The sequence below is a fragment of the Lawsonibacter faecis genome, from assembly GCF_014287675.1.
In the GTDB taxonomy this organism is placed as follows: Bacteria; Bacillota; Clostridia; order Oscillospirales; family Oscillospiraceae; genus Pseudoflavonifractor; species Pseudoflavonifractor faecis.
This window is the reverse complement of record NZ_JACOPQ010000018.1, coordinates 24,820-45,506: the sequence shown is the minus strand read 5'-3', so window position 1 is coordinate 45,506 and position 20,687 is coordinate 24,820. Positions and strand designations below refer to the sequence as shown.

Genomic DNA, 20,687 nt, shown 5'->3' with positions numbered 1-20,687 from the left:
GGGAGTCCGGGAACACGGGGGCGGCTGAGCCCCGCCCTGGGGAGGAAGGCGCGGCGATATTATGCCCTGTTTACTCTAATTGAAGATATCCGGGTTGTCTGCGAAGAGCTTTTTCACCCGCTCCAGCAGGGCGGCGTGGCCGGGGCTCCGGAGGCCCGGGTCGGCGGCCAGGAGCGCCTCGGCAGCGGTCTGCGCCTCCTTCAAAAGCCGCATGTCTCCCGCCAGATCCGCAATGTGGAGCTGGGGCAGACCGTGCTGCCGGGCGCCGAAGAAGTCGCCCGGGCCGCGGATTCGCAGGTCCTCCTCGGAGATCTTAAAGCCGTCTGTGGTGTCCGCGAGGACCTTAAGCCGCCTGCGGCTCTCTTCGCTGCGGGTGGACGTGACCATCACGCAGTAGGACTGGTGCCCGCCCCGGCCCACCCGCCCCCGGAGCTGGTGGAGCTGGGAGAGGCCGAAGCGCTCGGCGTTCTCCACCACCATGAGGGCGGCGTTGGGCACGTCCACGCCCACCTCAATGACCGTCGTCGAGACCAGAACGTCCACATTCCCGGCGGCGAAGGCGGACATCACCGCGTCCTTCTCCTTCGCCTTCATCCTGCCGTGGACGAAAGCCACCCGCAGGTCGGGAAAGATTTTGGTCTTCAGCTCCTGCGCATAGGCGGTGACGGCCTTGAGATCCGGGTGGGGAGCTTCTCCAGCCGCTTCGCCCCAGCCCCCTTCATAAGTGGGACCGGGGACCTCGGCCGGCTCGCTCTCCTCCACGGCGGGGCAGACGATATAGGCCTGACGGCCCTCGCCCACCAGCTTGCGGACGAAATTGTACATCCGCTGCCGCTTGTCCTCACCCACGATAAAGGTGTCCACCGGGGTGCGGCCCGGGGGCAGCTCGTCGATCACCGAGAGGTCCAGGTCTCCGTAGATGATGAGGGCCAGGGTCCGGGGGATGGGGGTGGCGGACATGACCAGGACATGGGGGGTGATCTGCCCGGCTTTCGCAGATAAGGCGGCCCGCTGGGCCACGCCGAAGCGGTGCTGCTCGTCGGTAATGACCAGACCCAGGCGGGCGAAGGCAACCCCCTCCGAGAGGAGGGCATGGGTGCCCACCACCAGGTCAATTTCGCCCGTCTTCAGGGCGGCGTAAACCTGTTTCTTCTCGGCGGCCTTCATGCTGCCGGTGAGGAGCCCCACCGTCATGCCGGTATCCGCCAGCAGGGCGGAGAGGGAGCGTCTGTGCTGCTCCGCCAAAATCTCCGTGGGGGCCATCATGGCGCACTGCCAGCCGCTCTGATAGGCCATCCAGGCGCAGGCGGCGGCCACCGCCGTCTTGCCCGATCCCACGTCCCCCTGGACCAGCCGGTTCATGGGGCGGGGGGCGCCCAGGTCCGCCGCCGCCTCGCCGATGACCCGGCGCTGGGCATTCGTGAGGGCGAAGGGCAGGCGGCTGCAGAACCACCCCGGGTCGGTGTACTCAAACACGGGGCCCCTCCCCCGGTCCCGGCCCGATTTGAGGAGCGCCATGCCGCAGGTGAGGTAGAAGAACTCCTCAAAGATCAGGCGGCGGCGGGCCAGCTCCAGACTCTCCCAGGAGTCGGGGAAGTGGATGTTCCGGTAGGAGAACTCCGATTGGGCCAGGGCGTGGACGCGGCGGACCTCCGCCGGGAGCAGTTCGGGTATCTCCCCGGCGCACGCGTCCACACAGCGGCGGGTGAGGCCTGCCAGCAGATTGTTGGAGACGCCCGCCGTCAGCGGGTAGACCGGCATGATGCAGCCGGTGAACCGGGCGCGGCCCTCCCGCTCGAAGATCGGGTTGGTCATCTGCCGTGCCCGGCCCATCAGCTCGATTTTCCCGTAAAAGACATAGGTCTCGCCGGGGCGGAGGGCGTCCTTTACATAGGTCTGGTTGAAGAAGGTCACCGTCATGGCGGCTGTCTCGTCCACCGCCTTTACCTTGACGAGCTCCAGGCCCTTCCGGATACGGGAGAGCCGGGGGGCCTCCGCCACCAGGGCGGCGATGCACACGCTCTCACCGGGGGGCGCGCCGGCAATCGAGACGATTTTGGTGCGGTCCTCATAACTGCGGGGGAAATAGGCCAGCAGATCCCCCACGGTGCCCAGGTTCAGCTTCTCCAGGCACTTGGCGCGGGCCTCCCCCACGCCGGGCAGCGCCCGGACGCCGGTGGCTGCGGTCAGCGGCATGATATTTCCCCCTCTCTTCCATATTATGAGATATTGTAGCACATTGGGGTGATTCAGGCAAGGTTGGGCACACGCGGGCGCCCGGCGGACGCCTATGCCGGGCGCCCGCGCATTGGCCAAGTACTAAACGGCGGGGCATTTTCATTTGATGTAAACCACTTTTTGCACGATAGGCTTAGGCTTGATTCATTTTTCATGCAAACACGCCAGTATTTGTGCAGGATTTTTATTTTCTGCAATTACGTCAAAAATTAGTTGCAAAACATTAAGCCAGCGCTTATAATATTTTTAATATAGTTAATCATGCGCTTAATAGAAAGGACTGATGCGCAAGTGGCAGAGCATGGATTCAGAAAGGTTCTGGTGGCCAACCGGGGTGAGATTGCCATCCGGGTCTTCCGGGCGTGCTACGACCTGGAGCTGCACACGGTTGCCATGTACTCCAACGAGGACATCAACGCACTCTTCCGCACCAAGGCGGACGAGGCCTATCTCATCGGTGAGAACAAATCCCCCCTGGGGGCGTACTTAGACATCCCCGGCATTATCGACCTTGCCAAGCGCCGCCAGGTGGACGCCATTCACCCGGGGTACGGCTTCCTCAGCGAGAACGCTGAGTTTGCCCGGGCCTGCGAGGAAAACGGCATTCAATTCATCGGCCCCTCCTCCCGGGTGCTGGCCCAGATGGGCGACAAGCTGGCGGCCAAGGCCACCGCCGTGGCCTGCGGCGTGCCTACCATCCCCGGCTCCAAGGAGCCGCTGAAGGACGGCGACGAGGCCCTGGAACGGGCCATATCCTACGGCTTCCCCATTATCCTTAAGGCCGCCGCCGGCGGCGGCGGCCGCGGAATGCGCCGCTGCGACACGCCGGAGGAGGTAAAGCCCGCCTTCGACCTGGTGCGCAGCGAGGCCAAAAAGGCCTTCGGCAGCGAGGACATCTTCATTGAGAAGTACCTGGTGGAGCCCAAGCATATCGAGGTGCAGATTCTGGCCGACCAGTACGGCAGCGTGATGCACCTGGGCGAGCGGGACTGCTCCCTCCAGCGGCGCTATCAGAAGGTGGTGGAGTACGCCCCTGCCTGGAGCGTCAGCGAGCAGGTGCGCCGCCGCCTCCACGAGGATGCGGTGAAGGTGGCCCGCCACGTGGGGTACGTCAACGCGGGCACGGTGGAGTTCCTGGTGGATAAGCAGGGCAACCACTACTTTATCGAGATGAACCCGCGGATTCAGGTGGAGCATACCGTGACCGAGATGGTCACCGGCGTGGACCTGGTCCGGGCTCAGATTCTCATCGCAGAGGGCGCGCCCCTGAGCCACCCCTATATCGGCCTTCGGACTCAGGACGATCTGCACGTCAACGGCTTCGCCATCCAGTGCCGGGTGACCACCGAGGACCCGGTAAACAACTTTGCCCCCGATACGGGAAAAATCACCGCCTACCGCTCCGGCGGCGGGTACGGCGTCCGGCTGGACGGCGGCAACGCCTACACGGGGGCCGCCATCTCCCCGTACTACGACAGCCTCCTGGTCAAGGTCACCTCCTGGGACAACACCTTTGAGGGGGCCTGCCGCCGGGCAACCCGCGCCATCCGGGAGGAGCACGTCCGGGGCGTGAAGACGAATATTCCCTTCGTCACCAACATCCTCACCCACCCGGCCTTCCATGCCGGGGCCTGCCACACCAAGTTCATCGACGAGACACCCGAGCTCTTCGAGATTGTGGACAGCCGGGACCGGGCCACCAAGGTCCTGCGGTACATCGCCCAAATCCAGGTGGATAACCCCTCCGCGGAGCGCAAGCAGTACGATATCCCCCGCTTCCCGCCCCTTACGGGCAACCGGCCCGACGGCCTCAAACAGCTTCTGGACGCCAGGGGACCCGAGGCGGTGCGGGACTGGGTGCTGGGGCAGAAGAAGCTGCTCGTCACCGACACTACCATGCGGGACGCCCACCAGTCCCTCCTCTCCACCCGGGTGCGCACCCGGGACATGAAGAAAATCGCGGACGGTACGGCGGAGATCCTCTCCGACTGCTTCTCCCTGGAGATGTGGGGCGGCGCCACCTTTGACGTGGCCTACCGCTTCCTCCACGAGTCACCCTGGGAGCGGCTGGACATTCTGCGCAAAAAAATCCCCAACATCCCCTTCCAGATGCTCCTGCGGGGGGCCAACGCCGTGGGGTACACCAACTACCCGGACAATCTCATCCGGGAATTTGTGAAGGAGGCCGCCCGGAGCGGCATCGACGTGTTCCGCATCTTCGACTCCCTCAACTGGGTCCCCGGCATGGAGGTCGCCATGGAGGAGGTGCTTAAGGAGAACAAGCTCTGCGAGGCCACCATCTGCTACACCGGCGACATTCTGGACGAGAAGCGGGATAAGTACACGCTTGAGTATTATGTGAACCTTGCCAAGGAGCTGGAGCGGCGGGGCGCCCATCTTCTCTGCATCAAGGACATGTCCGGCCTCCTGAAGCCCTACGCCGCCCGGAAGCTGGTCACGGCCCTCAAGAACGAGATCGGCCTGCCCATCCACCTGCACACCCACGACACCACTGCCAACCAGGTGGCCACCTACCTGATGGCCGCCGAGGCGGGGGTGGACATTGTGGACTGCGCCATTGCGTCCATGTCCAGTCTCACCAGCCAGCCCTCCATGAACGCCGTGGTGGCCGCCCTCCAGGGCCAGGAGCGGGATACCGGGCTGGACCTCCAGCGCCTCCAGAAGCTGGACGACTACTGGGCCGACGTGCGCCTGCGGTACGAGAGCTTCGACCACGGCCTGGGGAGCCCCACCACCGACATCTACCGCTACGAGATCCCCGGCGGGCAGTACACAAACCTCTATCCCCAGGTGGTCAGTCTGGGCCTGGGCCACCGCTTCGACGAGGTCAAGGAGATGTACAAGACCGTCAACGACATGCTGGGGGATATTGTGAAGGTGACCCCCTCCTCCAAAATGGTGGGAGATCTGGCCATCTTCATGGTACAGAACGAGCTGACGCCCCAGACAATCGTGGAGCGGGGCGAGGCCCTCACCTTCCCCGACAGCGTGGTGAGTTACTTTAAGGGCATGATGGGCCAGCCAGCCTGGGGCTTCCCGGAGGATCTGCAGAAGGTGGTCCTCAAGGGCGAGGCGCCAATCACCTGCCGCCCCGGCGAGCTGCTGCCGAGCGTGGATTTCGACGCCGTCCGGGAGGAGATGCGCGCCTTCATGGGCAGCGACGAAATCAATATGCGTGCCACGCTCTCCTACTGCCTCTACCCCAAGGTGTACGAGGAGTACCGGGAGCACCGCAAGGAGTACGGCTATATCACCCGCATGGGCAGCCATGTCTTCTTCAACGGCATGGCCCTGGGCGAGACCAACAAAATTAACATTGAGGACGGCAAGACCCTGGTCATCAAGTATCTGGGTTTGGGCGACCTCAACGACGACGGCACCCGGAACGTGATGTTCGAGCTGAACGGTCAGCGCCGGGAGGTCTCCGTGCCCGATAGGAACGCCGAGGTCAAGGGCGCGGCCGTGGTCATGGCCGACCCTGAGGACAAGAGCCAGGTGGGGGCCTCCATCCCCGGCATGGTGTCCAAGGTGGGCGTCAAAACCGGCGACCGCGTGGAGGAAAATCAGGTACTGGCCGTCATCGAGGCCATGAAGATGGAGACCAGCGTGGTGGCCCGTATGGCCGGCACCGTGGACCAGGTTTTCATCAAAGAGGGCGGAAGCGTCAAGGCCGGTGAGCTGCTGATTACCATCAAGCTGTAGCAGCGCTCATTTTGAGAGGGCCCGCTGACTCCGATACGGAGCCTGCGGGCCCTCTTTCATCCAGTGGGCACAGCAGACATCTCTTCCCGGCGCGGCGAAAAGTCCCGGCGGAACCCTTTTCCTCGATCCGGCCCTATCTTTTTTATCTTTTCCGCCTTTTCCTGTTTTACTTTTTACCCGCCAGGTATACAATCATTTCAAATGCACCACAAGGAGGCTCACTATGGAGACCGTTCTCAACCTGCTCCCACTTACCGACGGGGAGCGCCGGGCATTCCAGACCGCCGCGCCCGGCGCGGAGCACCTCTTCTATCCCGTACGCAATACCCGACGCAGCGCAGAGGATGTTCCGGCGGAGGCCTACGCCAAGGCCACCGTCATCCTGGGCTGCCCGCCCGCCGATGTCCTGGGCGCCGCCAAACATCTCAAATGGCTCCACGCCTGGAGCGCCGGGGTGGACGGCTACCTCCGTCCCGGCGTTCTGCCCGAGGGTGTCGCCCTCACCTCCTCCGTCGGAGCCTACGGACAGGCGGTCTCCGAGCATATGCTGGCCATGCTGCTCGCACTGCTCAAGCGGCTGCCTCAGTACCGGGACGTACAGAACCGCCGCGGCAGCGAGGATCTGGGTGAAATCCGCTCCCTCCGGGGCGCTACGGTGCTGCTGCTGGGTACCGGGGACATCGGCTCCGCCTTTGCGCGGCAGTGCAGGGCCCTGGGTGCGGCAAGGATACTGGGTGTGCGCCGGAACAGCGCCAAGCCCGCCGACGGCGTGGATGAGATGTACGCCATAGCGGAGCTGGACAGCCTCCTCTCCCTGGCCGATGTGGTTGCCATGGTCCTGCCCCGATCCGCCGAGACCGACGGCCTGATGGACCGCCGCCGCCTGCTCATGATGAAGGCGGACGCCGTTCTCCTCAACGCGGGCAGGGGCACTGCCGTAGACTGCGCCGCCCTGGCCGAGGTGCTGAGCGCCGGCCACCTCTGGGCCGCCGGACTGGACGTGACCGATCCGGAGCCCCTGCCCCCGGACCACCCCCTCTGGGCCGTGCCCAACGCCCTGCTCACCCCCCATGTAGCCGGGGGCACCAATCTGGAGGCGACGGTGCGCAATATCGCCGCCATCGCGCTGGACAACCTGGAGCGCTACCTGGCCGGGGAGCCGCTGCGCAACCGGTTCCGGTAGCGGCGACGCCCGGCTTATCTCCCTCTCCCGCCATATGCAGGCCGGGGTAAGCGCTCTGCCCTTGCCCTGCGGCCCGCCGCAGGGCCGTTTTCCGGGCCTCCGCCGCTCTCCGTCTCCCTGCTCCGCCCCGTTTGCCGGGCGCAGGGAGGAGCGCCGTACATCGGCAGGAGAAGCCGCTCCGGTGTGCCCCGCGGACGCGGTCTCCCTTGACATACCTCGGCTATCTAGGTATAATATACCTAGATAGCCGAGGTATGTTTTTTTGAAAGGAGGTCCGCCATGAAGGCCGACAAGAATCTGCTCTCAGGCAGCACCACCCTGCTGGTCCTCTCCCTGCTCGCCGCCGGCGACAAGTACGGCTACGAGATGATCGCCGAACTGGAGGCCAAAAGCGACGACACGTTCACCCTGAAGGAGGGCACCCTCTACCCCATTCTCCACGGCCTGGAGAATGACGGCGCGGTGAATTCCTACGAAAAGGAGGCCCCCAGCGGCCGCACGCGGAAGTACTACCACATTACCAAAAAGGGCTTTCGTCTCCTGGACGATAAGAAGGCCGAGTGGAAGGTATTCTCCGAGAAGGTAAACGCCATCGTCGCCGGGGCATCGCCCGCCACGGCCTGACCGTGCGGAGAGGAGAGGTCCCATGAGCGCCAATCCCGCCTTTGTGGATTTCTGCACCAGGGTGTGCGCCTGCGTCCGCTTCCGACCCGACCACCCGTCCATCCAGCGGGAGCTGATGGGACACCTGGAGGACCGGTACGACGCCATTTTGGAGCAGGAGAAGGGCATCCTCCTGGCGGATGCCCAGGCCAGGACGGTCGCGGCCATGGGCGACCCGGAGTCGCTGGGCCGGTATCTGGATCAAATGCACAGTCCCTTCTGGGGCTGGCTGCAGATCTGGCTGCGGCGGGCGGTCTGGCTTCTCGCCGCCGTCACCATTGTGCTGGCGCTGCTCCGGCTGGAGCCCCTCCGGGCCTGTCTGACAGCGCCCGTCCAGCACGGTTATGTTATGGAATATCGGATTGAAAACAATGGAAGCTATGAAATTTTGGCGGACTGGCGGCCCCCCTCCACGCTCCGCGCGGAGGACTATACATTCTCCATAGAGCGGGCGATTCTGGCCCGCTACCGGCGGACGGTGGGGGCGGACGGCGAAGCGGGGGACGTTTTGAGCCTGGCCCTTACCCTCAAGGCCGCCAACATCAACCCCTGGCTGCGGGGGCCCGATCTCAGCTGGCTCTATGCCCGGGACGATCTGGGGAACCGCTATTACGCGTCGGAAGAAATTTTCACCACCTCGCTTCCCAACTATGTGCGGAAGACCGGGTCCGCCGCCACCGTCACTTACCCCTTTTCCAGCTATTATGACGTTTCCGTCAGCGGCATAGACCCCGCCGCCGCCGAAGTGACTCTGATTTTCGACCGGTACGGGGAGAATACCGTCTTCCTCACCATCCCGCTGAAGGGAGGCGCCGGGCATGGTTAGACACCCTCTGAGAAAACGCACCCGGAAGCAGAAACTGATTTGCGACGCCGTCATCCTGCTCTTGTGTGTCCCGCTTCTAATCGCCGTCCTAGACTTTCCCATTCCGACGGCGGAGCTGGCGTTCCGCTCCGCCGAGGCCCGGCATTTCTTCGGCCGGGGCGAAATTGTTCTGGACGTCAATCCCGACGCGCTGGGGAAGGACGCTCAGGAGCTCTATCTCAATCGGGCCTTCGTCAGCCGCAGGGGAAACTGGTTCGCCTACGCCGAGGTGCGGCGGGAGCTTCTGTTCTGGCAGCCGTCCGGCGGCCTCACCGCGCTTGAGCACGACCCGTCCAAGCCGCTGGAGCTCCTTGCCGCCAAGCTGTGGGCGGGGCGATGGCTGCTGGTGGCCTGCGATCTCCCGGAGGCGGTTTCGGCGGAGGTGACTTACCCCGCCAACGACGGGGGCTGGCATCTGAATACGCGGCGGGAGACCGCCGCCGGCCAGGGCTGCTTCTTCTTTGCCCTCGACGAGGTCTGGCAGAACCGGTACGGACCGGAGGAGGTCCGGCTGCGCTGCTACGACGCCGCCGGGAATCTCATCTATGAGACGCCCACCCCCGCCGTCTGGAGCGGGGAATACGGCATCTCCCAATAGCCCAACGAGAGGAGGCGCGCCATGGGCTTTAACCCCATATCCACCTACTGCGACGCGGTGTGCGCTATGATCCGCCAAAAGCGGGTCCACGGTGCCGTCACCGCCGAGCTCACCGGCCATATGGAGGACCACGCGGACTATCTGGTCGAGACCAAAGGCACCTCCCTCCGAGAGGCCCGGGAGGAGGCTGTCCGCTCTATGGGCGACCCCTACGAGCTGGGCAAGGCACTGGACAGGCTGCACAATCCCTGGTATCCCCGGCTCTCCCGGGCGTTTCTCCTGCTGGGGCTGCTCTTCATCCTCATCTCAGTGGTCCTGGGCATGGGTGGGGGGACCTTCAGCAGCATCCGCTACACCCCCTTCGCCGACCCCGCCCAGCTTGCCGCGGGGCAGGCCGACGCTTCGCGGGGGGAGCAGATTGTGGCCGCCGGAACCGCCCAAGGCGGGGGGAGGCTGGGGTTCTACCACTTCTCCGAAACGGGGGCCGCCGTCCTCATCCGGGAGACCCGGGACTACAACGGCGACCCCATCGAGGAGTACCGGCTGGAGGTGGTCTTCTCCTCCCTCCGCTGGCCTATCTGGCTGGGGCCGCTGGTCAGCGGCTACCTCCCCAATGATCTCCGCACCAACGGGGGGGGAGACCCCTATCTCTCCGTCTACCCCCTCCCGGAGCGGGGCCTTTTCCGCCACTTCTACTCGGCCGCCGTCTACCGCGCGGACCCCGCCGCGACCACCTATACGCTGGAGTTCGGCGAGGAGCACGCGGTGGTCTACTCCGTTGCGCTGAAGGAGGTGGACGCGCCGTGAAAAAGCATCTGCGTCTGCCCACCCAGCGGACCCGGCTGAAGCTCAGTGCGGGTTTCTTCGTACTGGCCCTGATTTTCCTCTGGCTGACCGCGGGCGCGCCTATGCCCCTGCCCATCCTCGCCCACTACAAGGCCGCCGCCGAGTACGGCATGGATGCCGGCGCGGTGGTCGCGGGCGGGACGGTCCGCTTCCAGTCCGGCGCGGCCAACACCAAGGGCGGGGACCAGGGTCTGCGCTGGCGGGTCAGCGCCTGCGCAGACGGCTATTTCGTCACCACTCACAGCCGGGTGGGAGGGATTTTCTGGAGTGACGAGCATGCCTATCCTGTCTGGCCGTTTGAGGAAACTCCTATACCTGTCGTTACGCTGGCCTGGGGCTCCGATTATATCTGGGAGGAAACCCATGCGGATGGAGAATGGCAGTATGAGGCGGTCAATCTCGTCTATGTCAAATTACCTGACGTGGCGCGGGTGGAGCTGATTATGGGCATGTATCCCAGAGATGGAAACGATGACCTCAGCCAGTACGACTGGCTTCTGGCCCACGGCGTCTCTGCCGACTGCATCGAAGCCGCCCCCGGAACCGGCCTATGGTTGGGGCAACAGATTTTTCCCTCTCCCAAGGGCGGCGGCGGTTCCGCCACCCTGGTCCGGGCGTATGACGCCGACGGCACGCTGCTCTATGAATCCCCGGTTCCCGGCGCCCCCGGATTCGACGGATAAATATTCCAAGATATGGTATTCTTTTTTTACGGCCTGTCCAGAGCAGGCCCCGGGAGGATACCGTATGAAAAAGCTGCTTATCTCGGTCCTGTGTCTCACACTGCTGTTCGCCCCCGCACTGGCGGCGGACGACGCGACGGTGACCAGGGGCCAATTTGTCGCAGGGATTTGGGAGCTCTGGGGCGGTGTCCCCTATGAGGACACCCGCGTCTTTTCCGACGTGGACCATGACCGCAGCGATACCACAGCCATCTGCTGGGCGTATGACCTGGGACTGGTACAGGGCACCGGCGGCGGCCTTTTCGCCCCCGACCGCCCCATCACCCGGGAGGAGGCCGCCGTCCTCCTCCGCCGGGCGGCGGACTACCTGGGCCGGGAGACCGCCACTTCCTCCAATCTGGCCGAGTGCAACGACTACGACGGCATCTCCCCCTGGGCGGACGACTCCCTCTACTGGGCTACGGAGATCCGCCTTATCGACTGGGCACCCGGCGGCCTGATGGCCCCGGGGGAGACCATCTCCCCCGCGGAATTCTCCGGGATTCTGGAGCGGTTTGTCTGAACGGCGCAAGCCGCCCACTGCGGCGTCCCTATTCCGCACCTGTTTCTCTCAAATATCAAAAAGCTGCGTTTCTGGAAACAGGAACGCAGCTTTTTGATCCCCAAATACACGATCCCCCCTTTTCCTCCAAGGCCTCCGTGACATTTTTGAGAGAGGCTGGGCAAGTCCAAACCGTCAATTTTATCAAGCTCCCCTCGCCCAAAAAGGTCACCCCCACCACGTCGTTCACCTGGCTCGCCGCAATGAATTCCAATTTTTTGTAAAGCTGTCCCGCTCCCCCCCACCCGTCCTCGCTCTCCCTGCCCATTGACGCCCCGGCTGCCTAAGCGTGTTTTTCAGCCATGTCTACCAATTGTCTACCACCAGTCCCGGCAACCCCGCCAGATGGCGGACATCTCGTGCCCCTGCCACGGCGGTCGTCTACCGGATGTCTACCAGCGCAACCAAAACCCTAAAAACTTAGGGCAATAGATAAAAAAACTTTCGTTTTTAATATTTATTATATCTTGTAAGAATTGTCATACGACCCTGTGGGTCCGTATTTCGCCCAAAAAGCCCAATATTAGAAGGAGGAATTCCAAATGAGAAACCTCAAGCGGGTCCTCAGCCTGGCTCTGGCTTCTGTTATGCTCCTGGGCATGATGGTCGTCGGCGCTTCCGCTGCGGACAAAACTTACGCTGATCTCACTGACTCTGAGAAGATCAGCAACAAGGAGGCTGTCAGCCTTCTGGTCGACCTCGGCATCATCGAGGGCAAGACTGACGGTTCCTATGATCCTTCCGCCACCGTGGACCGCGCCACCATGGCCAAGCTCATCACCATGATGCTGATGGGCGACGTGGATCAGGCGTCCTTCCAGGGCACCAAGACCGACCTGACCGACATCGACAGCTCCTGGGCCGAGGGGTACATCAAGTTCTGCTACTCCAACGGCATCATCACCGGCGACGGCAAGGGCCACTTTTTCCCCACCGAGCCCGTGACCGTCGTCCAGGCCGCCAAGATGCTGCTGGTCGCCGTGGGCTACGACGCCGCTGACCGCGGCTACGTGGGCGACAACTGGTCCGTCAACATCATGCGCGACGCCCAGTCCGCCACCGAGTGGAGCCGCACCGAGTCTGCTGACGGCAAGACCGTCTCCTACAGCACCGGTTCCGTCCGCTCCCTGACCAAGGGCATCAGCGTAAAGGCCAGCGATTCTCTCACCCGCGACAACGCCGCTCAGATGATCTTCAACACGCTGTTCGTCACCAACAAGAAGCCCGTCTACGCCTTCGATATGGGCAAGCAATACATCAGCAGCTACTCCGACGTCTCCAGCCTGGCCGCCACCACCTACAACGGCCTCTACCAGGTCAAGGGCGTGCTGGAGAGCGTTGACCCCAGCGATAAGACCGCTGTGATCAGCGGCAAGCCCGAGAAGCTCTCCGCCGAGACCGGCGACATCGGTTCCACTGTTGCCTATTATCGCGATGTCAACGGTCTGGTCTCCAGCGCCGCCGTCGCCACCACTGCCGACGTCCTGGCCACCAGCACCGACGGCACCGCCTTCGCCAATCTGGTCACCAAGGGCAAGAGCGGCTATATCGGCTACAGTATGGACGAGTCTGTTTCCGTCTATGTCAACGGCGACAAGAAGGACACCGTGACCACCCTCGACGCTCTGAAGAATGCCCTTAAAACGGCTTATGACGTCATCGGCACTACCATTGAATTCCTCGATGCCGACAGCAACGGCAAGTACGACGTCGTCAAGGTCACCGAGTACACCCTGAGCACCATCACCAAGACCACCGCTGAGAAGTCCGACGGCACTGAGGCCACCGTCTCCATCAAGGGCGTCTCCAAGGCCATTGACGAGTCCCTGGTGGTGGGCGATTTCGCCTCCCTCTCCAAGGACGACGTGGTGCTGTACGCCAAGATCGGCGATATGTACTACGTGTATGAGCCCGAGACCGTCACCGGCACCATGACCCGCTACAATACCAGCAAGCACACCATGCTCATCGACGGCACCACCTACACCGCCGCCGGCATTAAGAACGCCACCTCCATGACCGACGCGCAGGCCTTCACCGGCAACGATGAGTCCGTCTTCTATCTGGACGCCAACGGCTATGTCGTGGCCGTGGACGGCGTTGAGGGCGAGACCAACTACGCCATTATTGACGCCATCGCCTATGTCCCCGGCTCCGGCGCCAAGCCCGAGGGTTACTTCGAGGCTCTGCTCGTCTTCACCGACGGCACCAGCGAGACCGTGAACGTCGACAAGCTCGGCGGCAAGAGCATCAAGGGCACAACTGGTACCTCTGAGGGCAGCTACGACGCGGTGAACGGTTCCACCGTCAACGCGTCTGCCGCCAAGAACAATGCCCTTGACGGTATCTACACCTACTCTGTGAACTCCGATGGCAACTACGAGCTGACTCAGGTCAATGCCGTCGACAAGGCCAACATTGTCAAGGGTACCGCTACTATCGCTGGCGTTGCCACTGCCAACAACGACACCATCTATGTCTATAAAACCCTGAACAGCAGCAGCAAGTCCGTGTTCACTGTCTACACCGGCTATCAGAACGCCCCCACCAGCAAGGGTGCGAATACACTGATTGCCGCAGCCACCAAGGGCGGCTACGCCAAGGTCGTCTTCGTGGACGCCACCGGCGCCGGCTCTTCCGTGGGCGACAAGTCCAGCAACATGATCGTCTTCCTGGCCAACGAGGGCGTGGAGTACATTGGGTCCACCAAGTACTACTGCTACAAGGCCTCCCTGAACGGCGATGTCGATACCTATATGTCCAAGAGCGATCTGGAGCTCGCTAAGAGCGATTATAATGTCCTCATGACCATCGATGTGGACAACGACAAGTACATCAGCAACCCCGGTGCCGCCACCGGCGCGAATTACTATCCCGTCGTCGCGTCTGCCGATGCCAGCGCCGGTGCGCTGAAGACCAAGGGCGACATCCACTCCGGCGATGAGAAGCTCACCAACGCCACCCTGACCTTTGACGGCAGCGAAGACGTGTACGTCATCGGTGGTAAGGACGTTGTCGAGGGCGATGCGGCTGATATTGTTGCCGGCACCTTCCTGTGGGTCAAGACCGTCGACGAGACCACCGCCGCCGGCAAGGTCGCCATGAAGACCGTCTATGTCCTGAATCCCGACGACGATACCCCCACTCCCGCTCCCCAGACCGTGAAGGCCAACGGGACCGCTCTGAGCGCTGACAAGGCTACCGAGGTCAAGGCTGCTGCCGGCGAGACCATCGCCATTGAGGTCAGCGCTAAATCCGCCAACACCTACACCTCTGTCAGTTTTGACGGCGCCGGCAAGACCAATTCCGACGGCGCTTACGTTGTCGACAAGGACGATGTGGGCAAGACCGTGATCGTCACTGTCGTCACCTCCGAGGCCGGCAAGGGCATCACCTCTACCTCCTACACCATCTCTGTCGTCGCAGAACTCTCCGAGGCTGAGTAAAAATCATTCCAGCAACTTAAAAACCGGCTCCCGCGCTTTCTGGCGCGGGGGCCGGTTTTCTCCACCTTCCCAATCGGAATCGCTTCGTCTCGCACCTCAAGCACCAAAAAAGAGCTCCCACGCCTTTAGGGCCGTACCCATAAGGCGTGAGAGCTCTTTTTATATCAGCTTACCCCTTCAGGTTCTCCGCCCATGCGGCGTATTTCTCCACCTTCCCGCCGCATTCCGCGTGGCTGGCGCCCTGGGCCAGGATGTAGACCTTCACCTTCGGCTCGGTGCCGGAGGGCCGCACCACAAGGTCGGTGCCGTCTGCGAGCTTGTACTTGAGCACGTTGGAACCTTTGAGTTCCATCTCCGTCACCCTCCCGCTCGACACGTCGGTCTCGGTGCCGTCGGCGAAGTCCTTGCGGGAAACGACCTCTACCCCGGCGATTTCGGTGAGGGGATTGGCCCGCAGGTCGTCCATCAGCTTCTTCATTTTGGCCAGGCCGTCCAGCCCGGGCATCACCAGGTTGAGGGTCTTCTCGCCGTAGTAGCCGTACTTTTCAAAGAGGGCCTCCAGCGCGTCGTAGAGGGTCATGCCCTGTCCGGCGTACCAGGCCGCCATCTCGGTGAGCATCAGCGCGGCGGTGACGGCGTCCTTGTCCCGGACATAGTCGCCCAGCATATACCCGTAGCTCTCCTCGTAGGAGAAGATGACCTTTCCCTCGCCGGCCTGCTCCAGCTTGTTCTTCTTCTCCGCCATAAACTTAAAGCCGGTAAAGGTGTCATAGCAGGTCACGCCGTTCACCTCGGCCACCTTCCGGGCCATCTCAGTGGTGACGATGGTCTTGAGGGCCACGGCGTTTTCCGGCAGGCTGCCCGCCCGCTTCCTTGCCCCGATGAGGTAGTCCAGCAGCAGCACGCCGGTCTGGTTGCCCGAGATGGTGACGTACTCGCCCTTGTCGTTGCGCACCATGATGCCCACCCGGTCGGCGTCGGGGTCGCTGCCCAGGATGAAGTCGGCCCCGTTCGCCTTGGCCAGATCCACCGCCAGACAGAAGCCCTCGGGGTTCTCCGGGTTGGGGGAGACCACAGTGGGGAAGTCCCCGTCAATCACCATCTGCTCCGGTACGCAGATGACGTGCTTCATCCCCAGCCGCTTTAAAACCTCGGGAATAAGCTTGTAGCCCGTGCCGTGGAATGGGGTGTAGACCATTTTGAAGGTGTCCGCCACCTTCTCCACGGCGGCTGCGTCGTTGACCTGACTCATCACGTTGGACAGGAACTTCTCGTCGGTCTCCGTCCCCATGACGGCGATCATCCCGGCCTCCACGGCCGCATCGTAGTCCATGCGCCGGATGGAGTCGAAGAGGTCGAGCTCCTCCATCTTCGCCGCGATGGCGGCGGCGTGATGGGGGGGCAGCTGTGCGCCGTCCTCCCAATAGACCTTGTAGCCGTTGTACTCCTTGGGGTTATGGCTGGCGGTGACGTTGATGCCCGCGATGCAGCCGTACTCCCGCACGGCGAAGGAGAGCTCGGGGGTGGGCCGCAGGGTGTCGAAAATACGCACCTTGATGCCGTTGCCCGCCATGACGGCCGCCGCCTCCCGGGCGAACTCGTCGGAGTGGTGGCGGCAGTCGAAGCAGATTGCGATGCCCCGCTGCGCGGCGTCGCCGCCCTCGGCCAAAATGACCTCGGCGAAAGCCTGCGTGGCGTGGCGGATGACATGGATGTTCATCTGGTGCAGGCCCACGCACATGGTGCCCCGCAGGCCGGCGGTGCCGAATTCCAGGGGGGCGAAGAAGCGGCTCTCAATCTCTTTCTCGTCATTTGCAATGGAGCGCAGCTCCTCCTTCTCCGCCTCACTGAGAGCGCTGCTGCCGAGCCACTTCTGGTAAACCTCTTTGTACGTCATGCTTCATCCTCCTGTTCAGTATGGAAATTTCACGCTGTCAATAACCCCTGCCGGGCGCAGCCAGGCCGCCGACCATCTCCTCGGCCTCCTCATAGCGGCTTTTCGGCACGTAGATGTATACCCCGTACCCCGAAAAGCCCAGTACGACCTTACCCAGTCCCCCGCCCTCGGGATAGCGGTAAAACGCCGGGATTCCCGCGGCCTCCAGCCGGGACAGGATGAGCCCTCTCGAGGACTCGAAGTCCTGCGCCAGTGCCAGCATTCCCGGCTCCTCCGGCTCGCCGTCCGGCCCCTTGGGCCAGCGGTCCAGCAGGCGTCCCGTCTCTCTGCCCCACTCGGGGTGGGCCTGCTCCAGGTCCTCGGGGGTAATCTCCTGAAGCAGCTCTCCGCCGCAGACCGGGCACACAGTTCCTTCCCGCTCCGTCTCACAGTGTTCGCACCAGCCCATGTCCATCCCGCCTTTCCGTCCTGTTCTGCACCTTATCGCTGCATTCGGGTGCTCTGCCCTTATCACTTATGATAGCTGGACCCCTCCATGATTTTAAATCCCCGGTAAATCTGTTCCAGCAGCATGACCCTGGCCAGATGGTGGGGAAACGTCATAGGCGACATGGAGAGCTTCAGGTCCGCCCGCTCCTTGACAGAGGTATGCAGCCCATAGGAGGAGCCGATGAGAAAAGTCAGCTGGCTCTTCCCCTGCCCGGCCCAATCCGCCATGCGCCCGGACAGCGCCTCGCTGGAGAGGCTCTTCCCCTCCACGCACATGGCGATGACCGCGCCGCCCTTGGGCAGCCGCTGCAGAATGGCCGCCCCCTCTCTGGCGAGGCCGCTTTCAATCTGGGCCTGCGACGGCTTCTCCGGCAGCCGCTCCTCAGGGAGCTCCGCGAGCTGGAATCTGCAGTACCCGCTCAGCCGCTTGGCGTATTCCGCCGAGGCCTCTATGTAGAATTTTTCCTTCAGCCTGCCCACGCAGATAATATGGATGCTCAGCAAAAACCCACGCTCCCAGTCCTACACCGTGTATCTCCGCCCCGTCTCCACCCGGGGGGCCACCTCCAGCTGAATGTCCCGCTCCACGTCCACGCCCCCCAGTTCCAGGCAGGTGCGCACGGTCCCATAGGCCCTGGCGGGAGTGTTGTTTTCGGCGGACAGATGAGCCAGCACCACCGTATGTGCCCCCTGTTCCACAGCACTGCGGGCCAGTGCGCCCCCCGCCTCGTTGCTGAGGTGCCCATGGTCCCCCAGAATGCGGGATTTTAGGAAGTAGGGATAGGGTCCGGACTTCACCCACTCCACATCGTGATTGGCCTCCGCCACCAGCAGGTGCGCCCCCTTCACCCCGGCGGCCACCGCCTCGGTGACCTCGCCCAGGTCGGTGACCACCGCAGCTTTCCTGCCGCAGCCGGTCACGGCGTAGCCCACGCTCTCCACGGTGTCGTGGGGGGTGGGGAAGGTCTCCACACCCAGCTCCCCCACCTCAAAGCTCTCTCCCGGCCGGAAGGTACGCAGGCAGGACTCCAGGAACGCAATCCGGTAGCAAAGCTGCATCCCCGTGCCCCTGCTGGCATAGACGGGCAGGGAGAACTGCTTTGTTAGGGTGGTCAGGCCCGAGATGTGGTCTGAATGCTCATGGGTAATCAGCACTCCGGCCAGCTCACCGGGCTCAATGCCCAGCTCCCGCAGGCTTTTGGTAATGCGCCGGGCCGAGATGCCCGCGTCAATCAGAACATGGGTCCGCCCGTCGGACACCAGCAGGCTGTTCCCACTGGACCCGCTCGCGAGGGTGCAAAGCTGCAACAAAAGGGAGCCCTCCCAAATATGTAATCAATTTCTCCCCACACAGGGGCGATTAGGCGCGGTATTGACAGGGGCGGCGGCCGCGAACCGCCGCTTCCCCACATGCTTTGGCGTGTGGGGAAACCCCTGTTATTCTTATGTATTGCCTGCCCGGAGTGAATCCGCCCAGGCTCCGGCGCACCCGCGCCGTCCGCATCCGCGGAATCACAAGGGGCGGCGGCCACGAGCCGCCGCCCCTTGTGATTTCTAAAGGCCAGTAACGTATCCAAACGTCCGTACCTTTTTCCGCAAGACACCGCCGGACTCCCGTGCTGTAAACCCATGGCGCCTTCGGAAAACCGGCCGGGATGATGAAAAACGATGTCTATTTGCTTGCGCCGCTGCTCTGAACGGCCTAGCCTATCTGCGCCTGCTTCTCTTCGTCGGGCGTCACCACGACGCGGATATCCGCCCCCACCCCGGAGAGCTTGCGGACGATGTCCTCATAGCCCCGCTCAATATGGTGGATACAGTCGATCTCCGTGGTACCCTGGGCCGCCAGACCGGCGATGACCAGGGCCGCGCCGGCCCGCAGGTCACAGGCCCGGACAGGCGCGCCGGTGAGGTGATCCACACCCTCAATGACGGCCACCTTGCCGTCCACCTGAATCTGCGCCCCCATGCGGCGGAACTCGTCCACGTAGCGGTAGCGGTTATCCCATACGCCCTCGGTGAGGACGCTGGTCCCCTCCGCCAGGCAGAGGACGGCGGCAACCTGGGGCTGCATATCTGTGGGGAAGCCCGGATAGGGCAGCGTCTTCACATTGGTCCGGGTGAGGGGGCCGGCCCTGCGCACGACAACGGCGTCGTCCCGCTCCTCCACGTCCACGCCCATCTCCTCCAGCTTGGCGGTGATGCACTCCAGGTGCTTGGGGATGACGTTTTTGATCAAAACCTCGCCGCCGGTTGCGGCGGCGGCGGCCATATAGGTGCCCGCCTCAATCTGGTCGGGGATGATGGAGTAGGAGCCGCCGGTTAGCCGCTCCACGCCCTTGATTTTAATCACATCGGTGCCCGCGCCCATGATGTCCGCACCCATGGAGTTGAGGAAGTTGGCCACATCCACCACATGGGGCTCCTTCGCGGCGTTTTCGATGATGGTCATGCCCTCCGCCAGCGTGGCGGCCAGCATAATGTTCATGGTGGCGCCCACGGAGACCATGTCCATGTAGATCTGGGTGCCCACCAGCTTGTCCCCTTTGGCCCGAGCCTGAATATAGCCGCCGCGGACGTCCACCTCGGCCCCCATGGCCACAAAGCCCTTGATGTGCTGGTCGATGGGCCGCCCGCCGAAGTCGCAGCCGCCCGGAGGGGGCACCTGGGCGCTGCCGAAGCGGCCCAGAAGCGCGCCGATGAGATAATAGGAGGCGCGGATTTTCCGCGCCAGCTCGTGGGGCACTTTTCCGTTGCGGATATGGGAGCAGTCCACGTCCACCGTGGTCCGGTTCACCGTGCGCACGTCGGCGCCCAGCTCCTGCAGGATGGTCAGAATCAAGGTCACATCGCTGATCTGGGGAATATTTTCAATACGGCAGACGCCGTCCACCAAAAGCGCGGCCGGGATAATAGCCACCGCCGCGTTTTTTGCTCCGCTGATTTCAATTTCACCGTGAAGCGGCTTCCCACCGCGGATCACATACTTTGTCAATCCGGCACCCTCTATTCCTTCCGCCGGAGCCGTACAGCGCTCCGCGGTATCCAGGGCGGGGCTCTTCGGCTTCCGCCCGATATGTTTGTTCTTAACCATGCCGCGCCAGCGGGCGGCCATGGGAGGCTCACCGCCCAGGCGGGAGCACTTCATACGGTGCTATTATAGCATAGTATGATGTAAAATCAAAGTAATTTTGCGCCGCAGGCATAAAAAACGCGTTTAGCTCCGCATCCTGCTCATTTTCTTCCAGCTTTTGCAACCGAAATCCCCCAAAAGTCTCTTTTTTAACACTATAAGACCGCGTCTTGCTGCTTTCACTATGCCCGCAAATCCGCTTTTTTATTCCAGCCGTTCCGCCTTATATTTTCCTGTATTTTTCAGAGCACGTCTACCAGATGTCTACCGAAAGCACCCCCAAAACGTTGCAATTACACCGTTTCTGTCGCACTTTTCTCCC

At 62.9% G+C, this 20,687-nt stretch carries 15 protein-coding genes; 9 read left to right on the top strand and 6 right to left on the bottom strand.

Going from position 1 to position 20,687, the window contains the following annotated elements:
- Positions 1 to 75: 75 nt before the first annotated feature.
- Positions 76 to 2,196 carry an ATP-dependent DNA helicase RecG gene (recG, locus tag H8S62_RS16530; RefSeq protein WP_186920301.1) on the bottom strand — a complete coding sequence of 707 codons (2,121 nt, stop codon included), beginning with the start codon at positions 2,194 to 2,196 and terminating at the stop codon, positions 76 to 78.
- 303 nt (positions 2,197 to 2,499) lie between these two features.
- Here recG and H8S62_RS16525 point away from each other — a divergent pair, with 303 nt between their 5' ends.
- The 9 genes from H8S62_RS16525 to H8S62_RS16485 all read left to right on the top strand — a co-directional run bounded on the left by H8S62_RS16525 (position 2,500) and on the right by H8S62_RS16485 (position 14,846).
- Entirely contained in the window at positions 2,500 to 5,961 is a 3,462-nt protein-coding gene (locus tag H8S62_RS16525) for a pyruvate carboxylase (protein WP_186920300.1), read from the top strand.
- A 223-nt stretch (positions 5,962 to 6,184) separates the two neighbouring features.
- Positions 6,185 to 7,144: a D-2-hydroxyacid dehydrogenase gene (locus tag H8S62_RS16520; protein ID WP_186920299.1), complete on the top strand. Its 960-nt coding sequence runs from the start codon at positions 6,185 to 6,187 to the stop codon at positions 7,142 to 7,144.
- Positions 7,145 to 7,423: 279 nt separating this feature from the next.
- The gene (locus H8S62_RS16515; RefSeq protein ID WP_155149130.1) at positions 7,424 to 7,768 is read left to right on the top strand and encodes a PadR family transcriptional regulator; all 345 of its coding nucleotides are present in this window, start codon (positions 7,424 to 7,426) and stop codon (positions 7,766 to 7,768) included.
- A gap of 22 nt (positions 7,769 to 7,790) precedes the next feature.
- Positions 7,791 to 8,633, top strand: coding sequence for a hypothetical protein (locus H8S62_RS16510; protein ID WP_186920298.1), 843 nt, complete (start codon positions 7,791 to 7,793; stop codon positions 8,631 to 8,633).
- Positions 8,626 to 9,270, top strand: coding sequence for a DUF5044 domain-containing protein (locus H8S62_RS16505; protein ID WP_155149134.1), 645 nt, complete (start codon positions 8,626 to 8,628; stop codon positions 9,268 to 9,270). Before H8S62_RS16510 ends, H8S62_RS16505 begins: the two co-directional genes overlap by 8 nt.
- Positions 9,271 to 9,291: 21 nt before the next feature.
- Positions 9,292 to 10,077, top strand: coding sequence for a permease prefix domain 1-containing protein (locus H8S62_RS16500; RefSeq protein ID WP_186920297.1), 786 nt, complete (start codon positions 9,292 to 9,294; stop codon positions 10,075 to 10,077).
- The gene (locus tag H8S62_RS16495) at positions 10,074 to 10,799 is read left to right on the top strand and encodes a hypothetical protein (RefSeq protein ID WP_186920296.1); all 726 of its coding nucleotides are present in this window, start codon (positions 10,074 to 10,076) and stop codon (positions 10,797 to 10,799) included. Before H8S62_RS16500 ends, H8S62_RS16495 begins: the two co-directional genes overlap by 4 nt.
- Positions 10,800 to 10,863: 64 nt before the next feature.
- Positions 10,864 to 11,361, top strand: a complete 498-nt coding sequence (locus tag H8S62_RS16490; RefSeq protein WP_186920295.1) for an S-layer homology domain-containing protein — start codon at positions 10,864 to 10,866, stop codon at positions 11,359 to 11,361.
- Between the two features lie 581 nt (positions 11,362 to 11,942).
- Positions 11,943 to 14,846, top strand: a complete 2,904-nt coding sequence (locus tag H8S62_RS16485; protein ID WP_186920294.1) for an S-layer homology domain-containing protein — start codon at positions 11,943 to 11,945, stop codon at positions 14,844 to 14,846.
- 169 nt (positions 14,847 to 15,015) lie between these two features.
- On the opposite strand, the gene H8S62_RS16480 is transcribed toward H8S62_RS16485, so the two are convergent.
- The 5 genes from H8S62_RS16480 to H8S62_RS16460 all read right to left on the bottom strand — a co-directional run bounded on the left by H8S62_RS16480 (position 15,016) and on the right by H8S62_RS16460 (position 20,227).
- Positions 15,016 to 16,743 (bottom strand): phospho-sugar mutase, encoded by a 1,728-nt coding sequence (locus tag H8S62_RS16480; RefSeq protein ID WP_155149145.1) that lies wholly within the window; start codon positions 16,741 to 16,743, stop codon positions 15,016 to 15,018.
- Between the two features lie 37 nt (positions 16,744 to 16,780).
- Positions 16,781 to 17,191, bottom strand: coding sequence for a hypothetical protein (locus H8S62_RS16475; RefSeq protein ID WP_155149147.1), 411 nt, complete (start codon positions 17,189 to 17,191; stop codon positions 16,781 to 16,783).
- Positions 17,192 to 17,253: 62 nt separating this feature from the next.
- Positions 17,254 to 17,736, bottom strand: a complete 483-nt coding sequence (rlmH, locus tag H8S62_RS16470) for a 23S rRNA (pseudouridine(1915)-N(3))-methyltransferase RlmH (RefSeq protein WP_155149149.1) — start codon at positions 17,734 to 17,736, stop codon at positions 17,254 to 17,256.
- Between the two features lie 18 nt (positions 17,737 to 17,754).
- The gene (locus H8S62_RS16465; protein ID WP_155149151.1) at positions 17,755 to 18,543 is read right to left on the bottom strand and encodes an MBL fold metallo-hydrolase; all 789 of its coding nucleotides are present in this window, start codon (positions 18,541 to 18,543) and stop codon (positions 17,755 to 17,757) included.
- 391 nt (positions 18,544 to 18,934) lie between these two features.
- A complete protein-coding gene (locus tag H8S62_RS16460) occupies positions 18,935 to 20,227 on the bottom strand; it encodes a UDP-N-acetylglucosamine 1-carboxyvinyltransferase (RefSeq protein WP_155149153.1) in 1,293 nt (430 codons plus the stop codon).
- Positions 20,228 to 20,687: the final 460 nt, after the last annotated feature.

What these genes read in the sequence shown, in the direction of transcription:
- recG (WP_186920301.1), bottom strand. Translation starts at nt 2,196, where the DNA reads ATGCCGCTGACCGCAGCCACCGGCGTCCGGGCGCTGCCCGGCGTGGGG.
- H8S62_RS16480 (WP_155149145.1), bottom strand. Translation starts at nt 16,743, where the DNA reads ATGACGTACAAAGAGGTTTACCAGAAGTGGCTCGGCAGCAGCGCTCTC.
- H8S62_RS16515 (WP_155149130.1), top strand. Translation starts at nt 7,424, where the DNA reads ATGAAGGCCGACAAGAATCTGCTCTCAGGCAGCACCACCCTGCTGGTC.
- H8S62_RS16525 (WP_186920300.1), top strand. Translation starts at nt 2,500, where the DNA reads ATGCGCTTAATAGAAAGGACTGATGCGCAAGTGGCAGAGCATGGATTC.
- H8S62_RS16475 (WP_155149147.1), bottom strand. Translation starts at nt 17,191, where the DNA reads ATGGGCTGGTGCGAACACTGTGAGACGGAGCGGGAAGGAACTGTGTGC.
- H8S62_RS16490 (WP_186920295.1), top strand. Translation starts at nt 10,864, where the DNA reads ATGAAAAAGCTGCTTATCTCGGTCCTGTGTCTCACACTGCTGTTCGCC.
- H8S62_RS16500 (WP_186920297.1), top strand. Translation starts at nt 9,292, where the DNA reads ATGGGCTTTAACCCCATATCCACCTACTGCGACGCGGTGTGCGCTATG.
- H8S62_RS16485 (WP_186920294.1), top strand. Translation starts at nt 11,943, where the DNA reads ATGAGAAACCTCAAGCGGGTCCTCAGCCTGGCTCTGGCTTCTGTTATG.
- H8S62_RS16505 (WP_155149134.1), top strand. Translation starts at nt 8,626, where the DNA reads ATGGTTAGACACCCTCTGAGAAAACGCACCCGGAAGCAGAAACTGATT.
- H8S62_RS16520 (WP_186920299.1), top strand. Translation starts at nt 6,185, where the DNA reads ATGGAGACCGTTCTCAACCTGCTCCCACTTACCGACGGGGAGCGCCGG.
- H8S62_RS16510 (WP_186920298.1), top strand. Translation starts at nt 7,791, where the DNA reads ATGAGCGCCAATCCCGCCTTTGTGGATTTCTGCACCAGGGTGTGCGCC.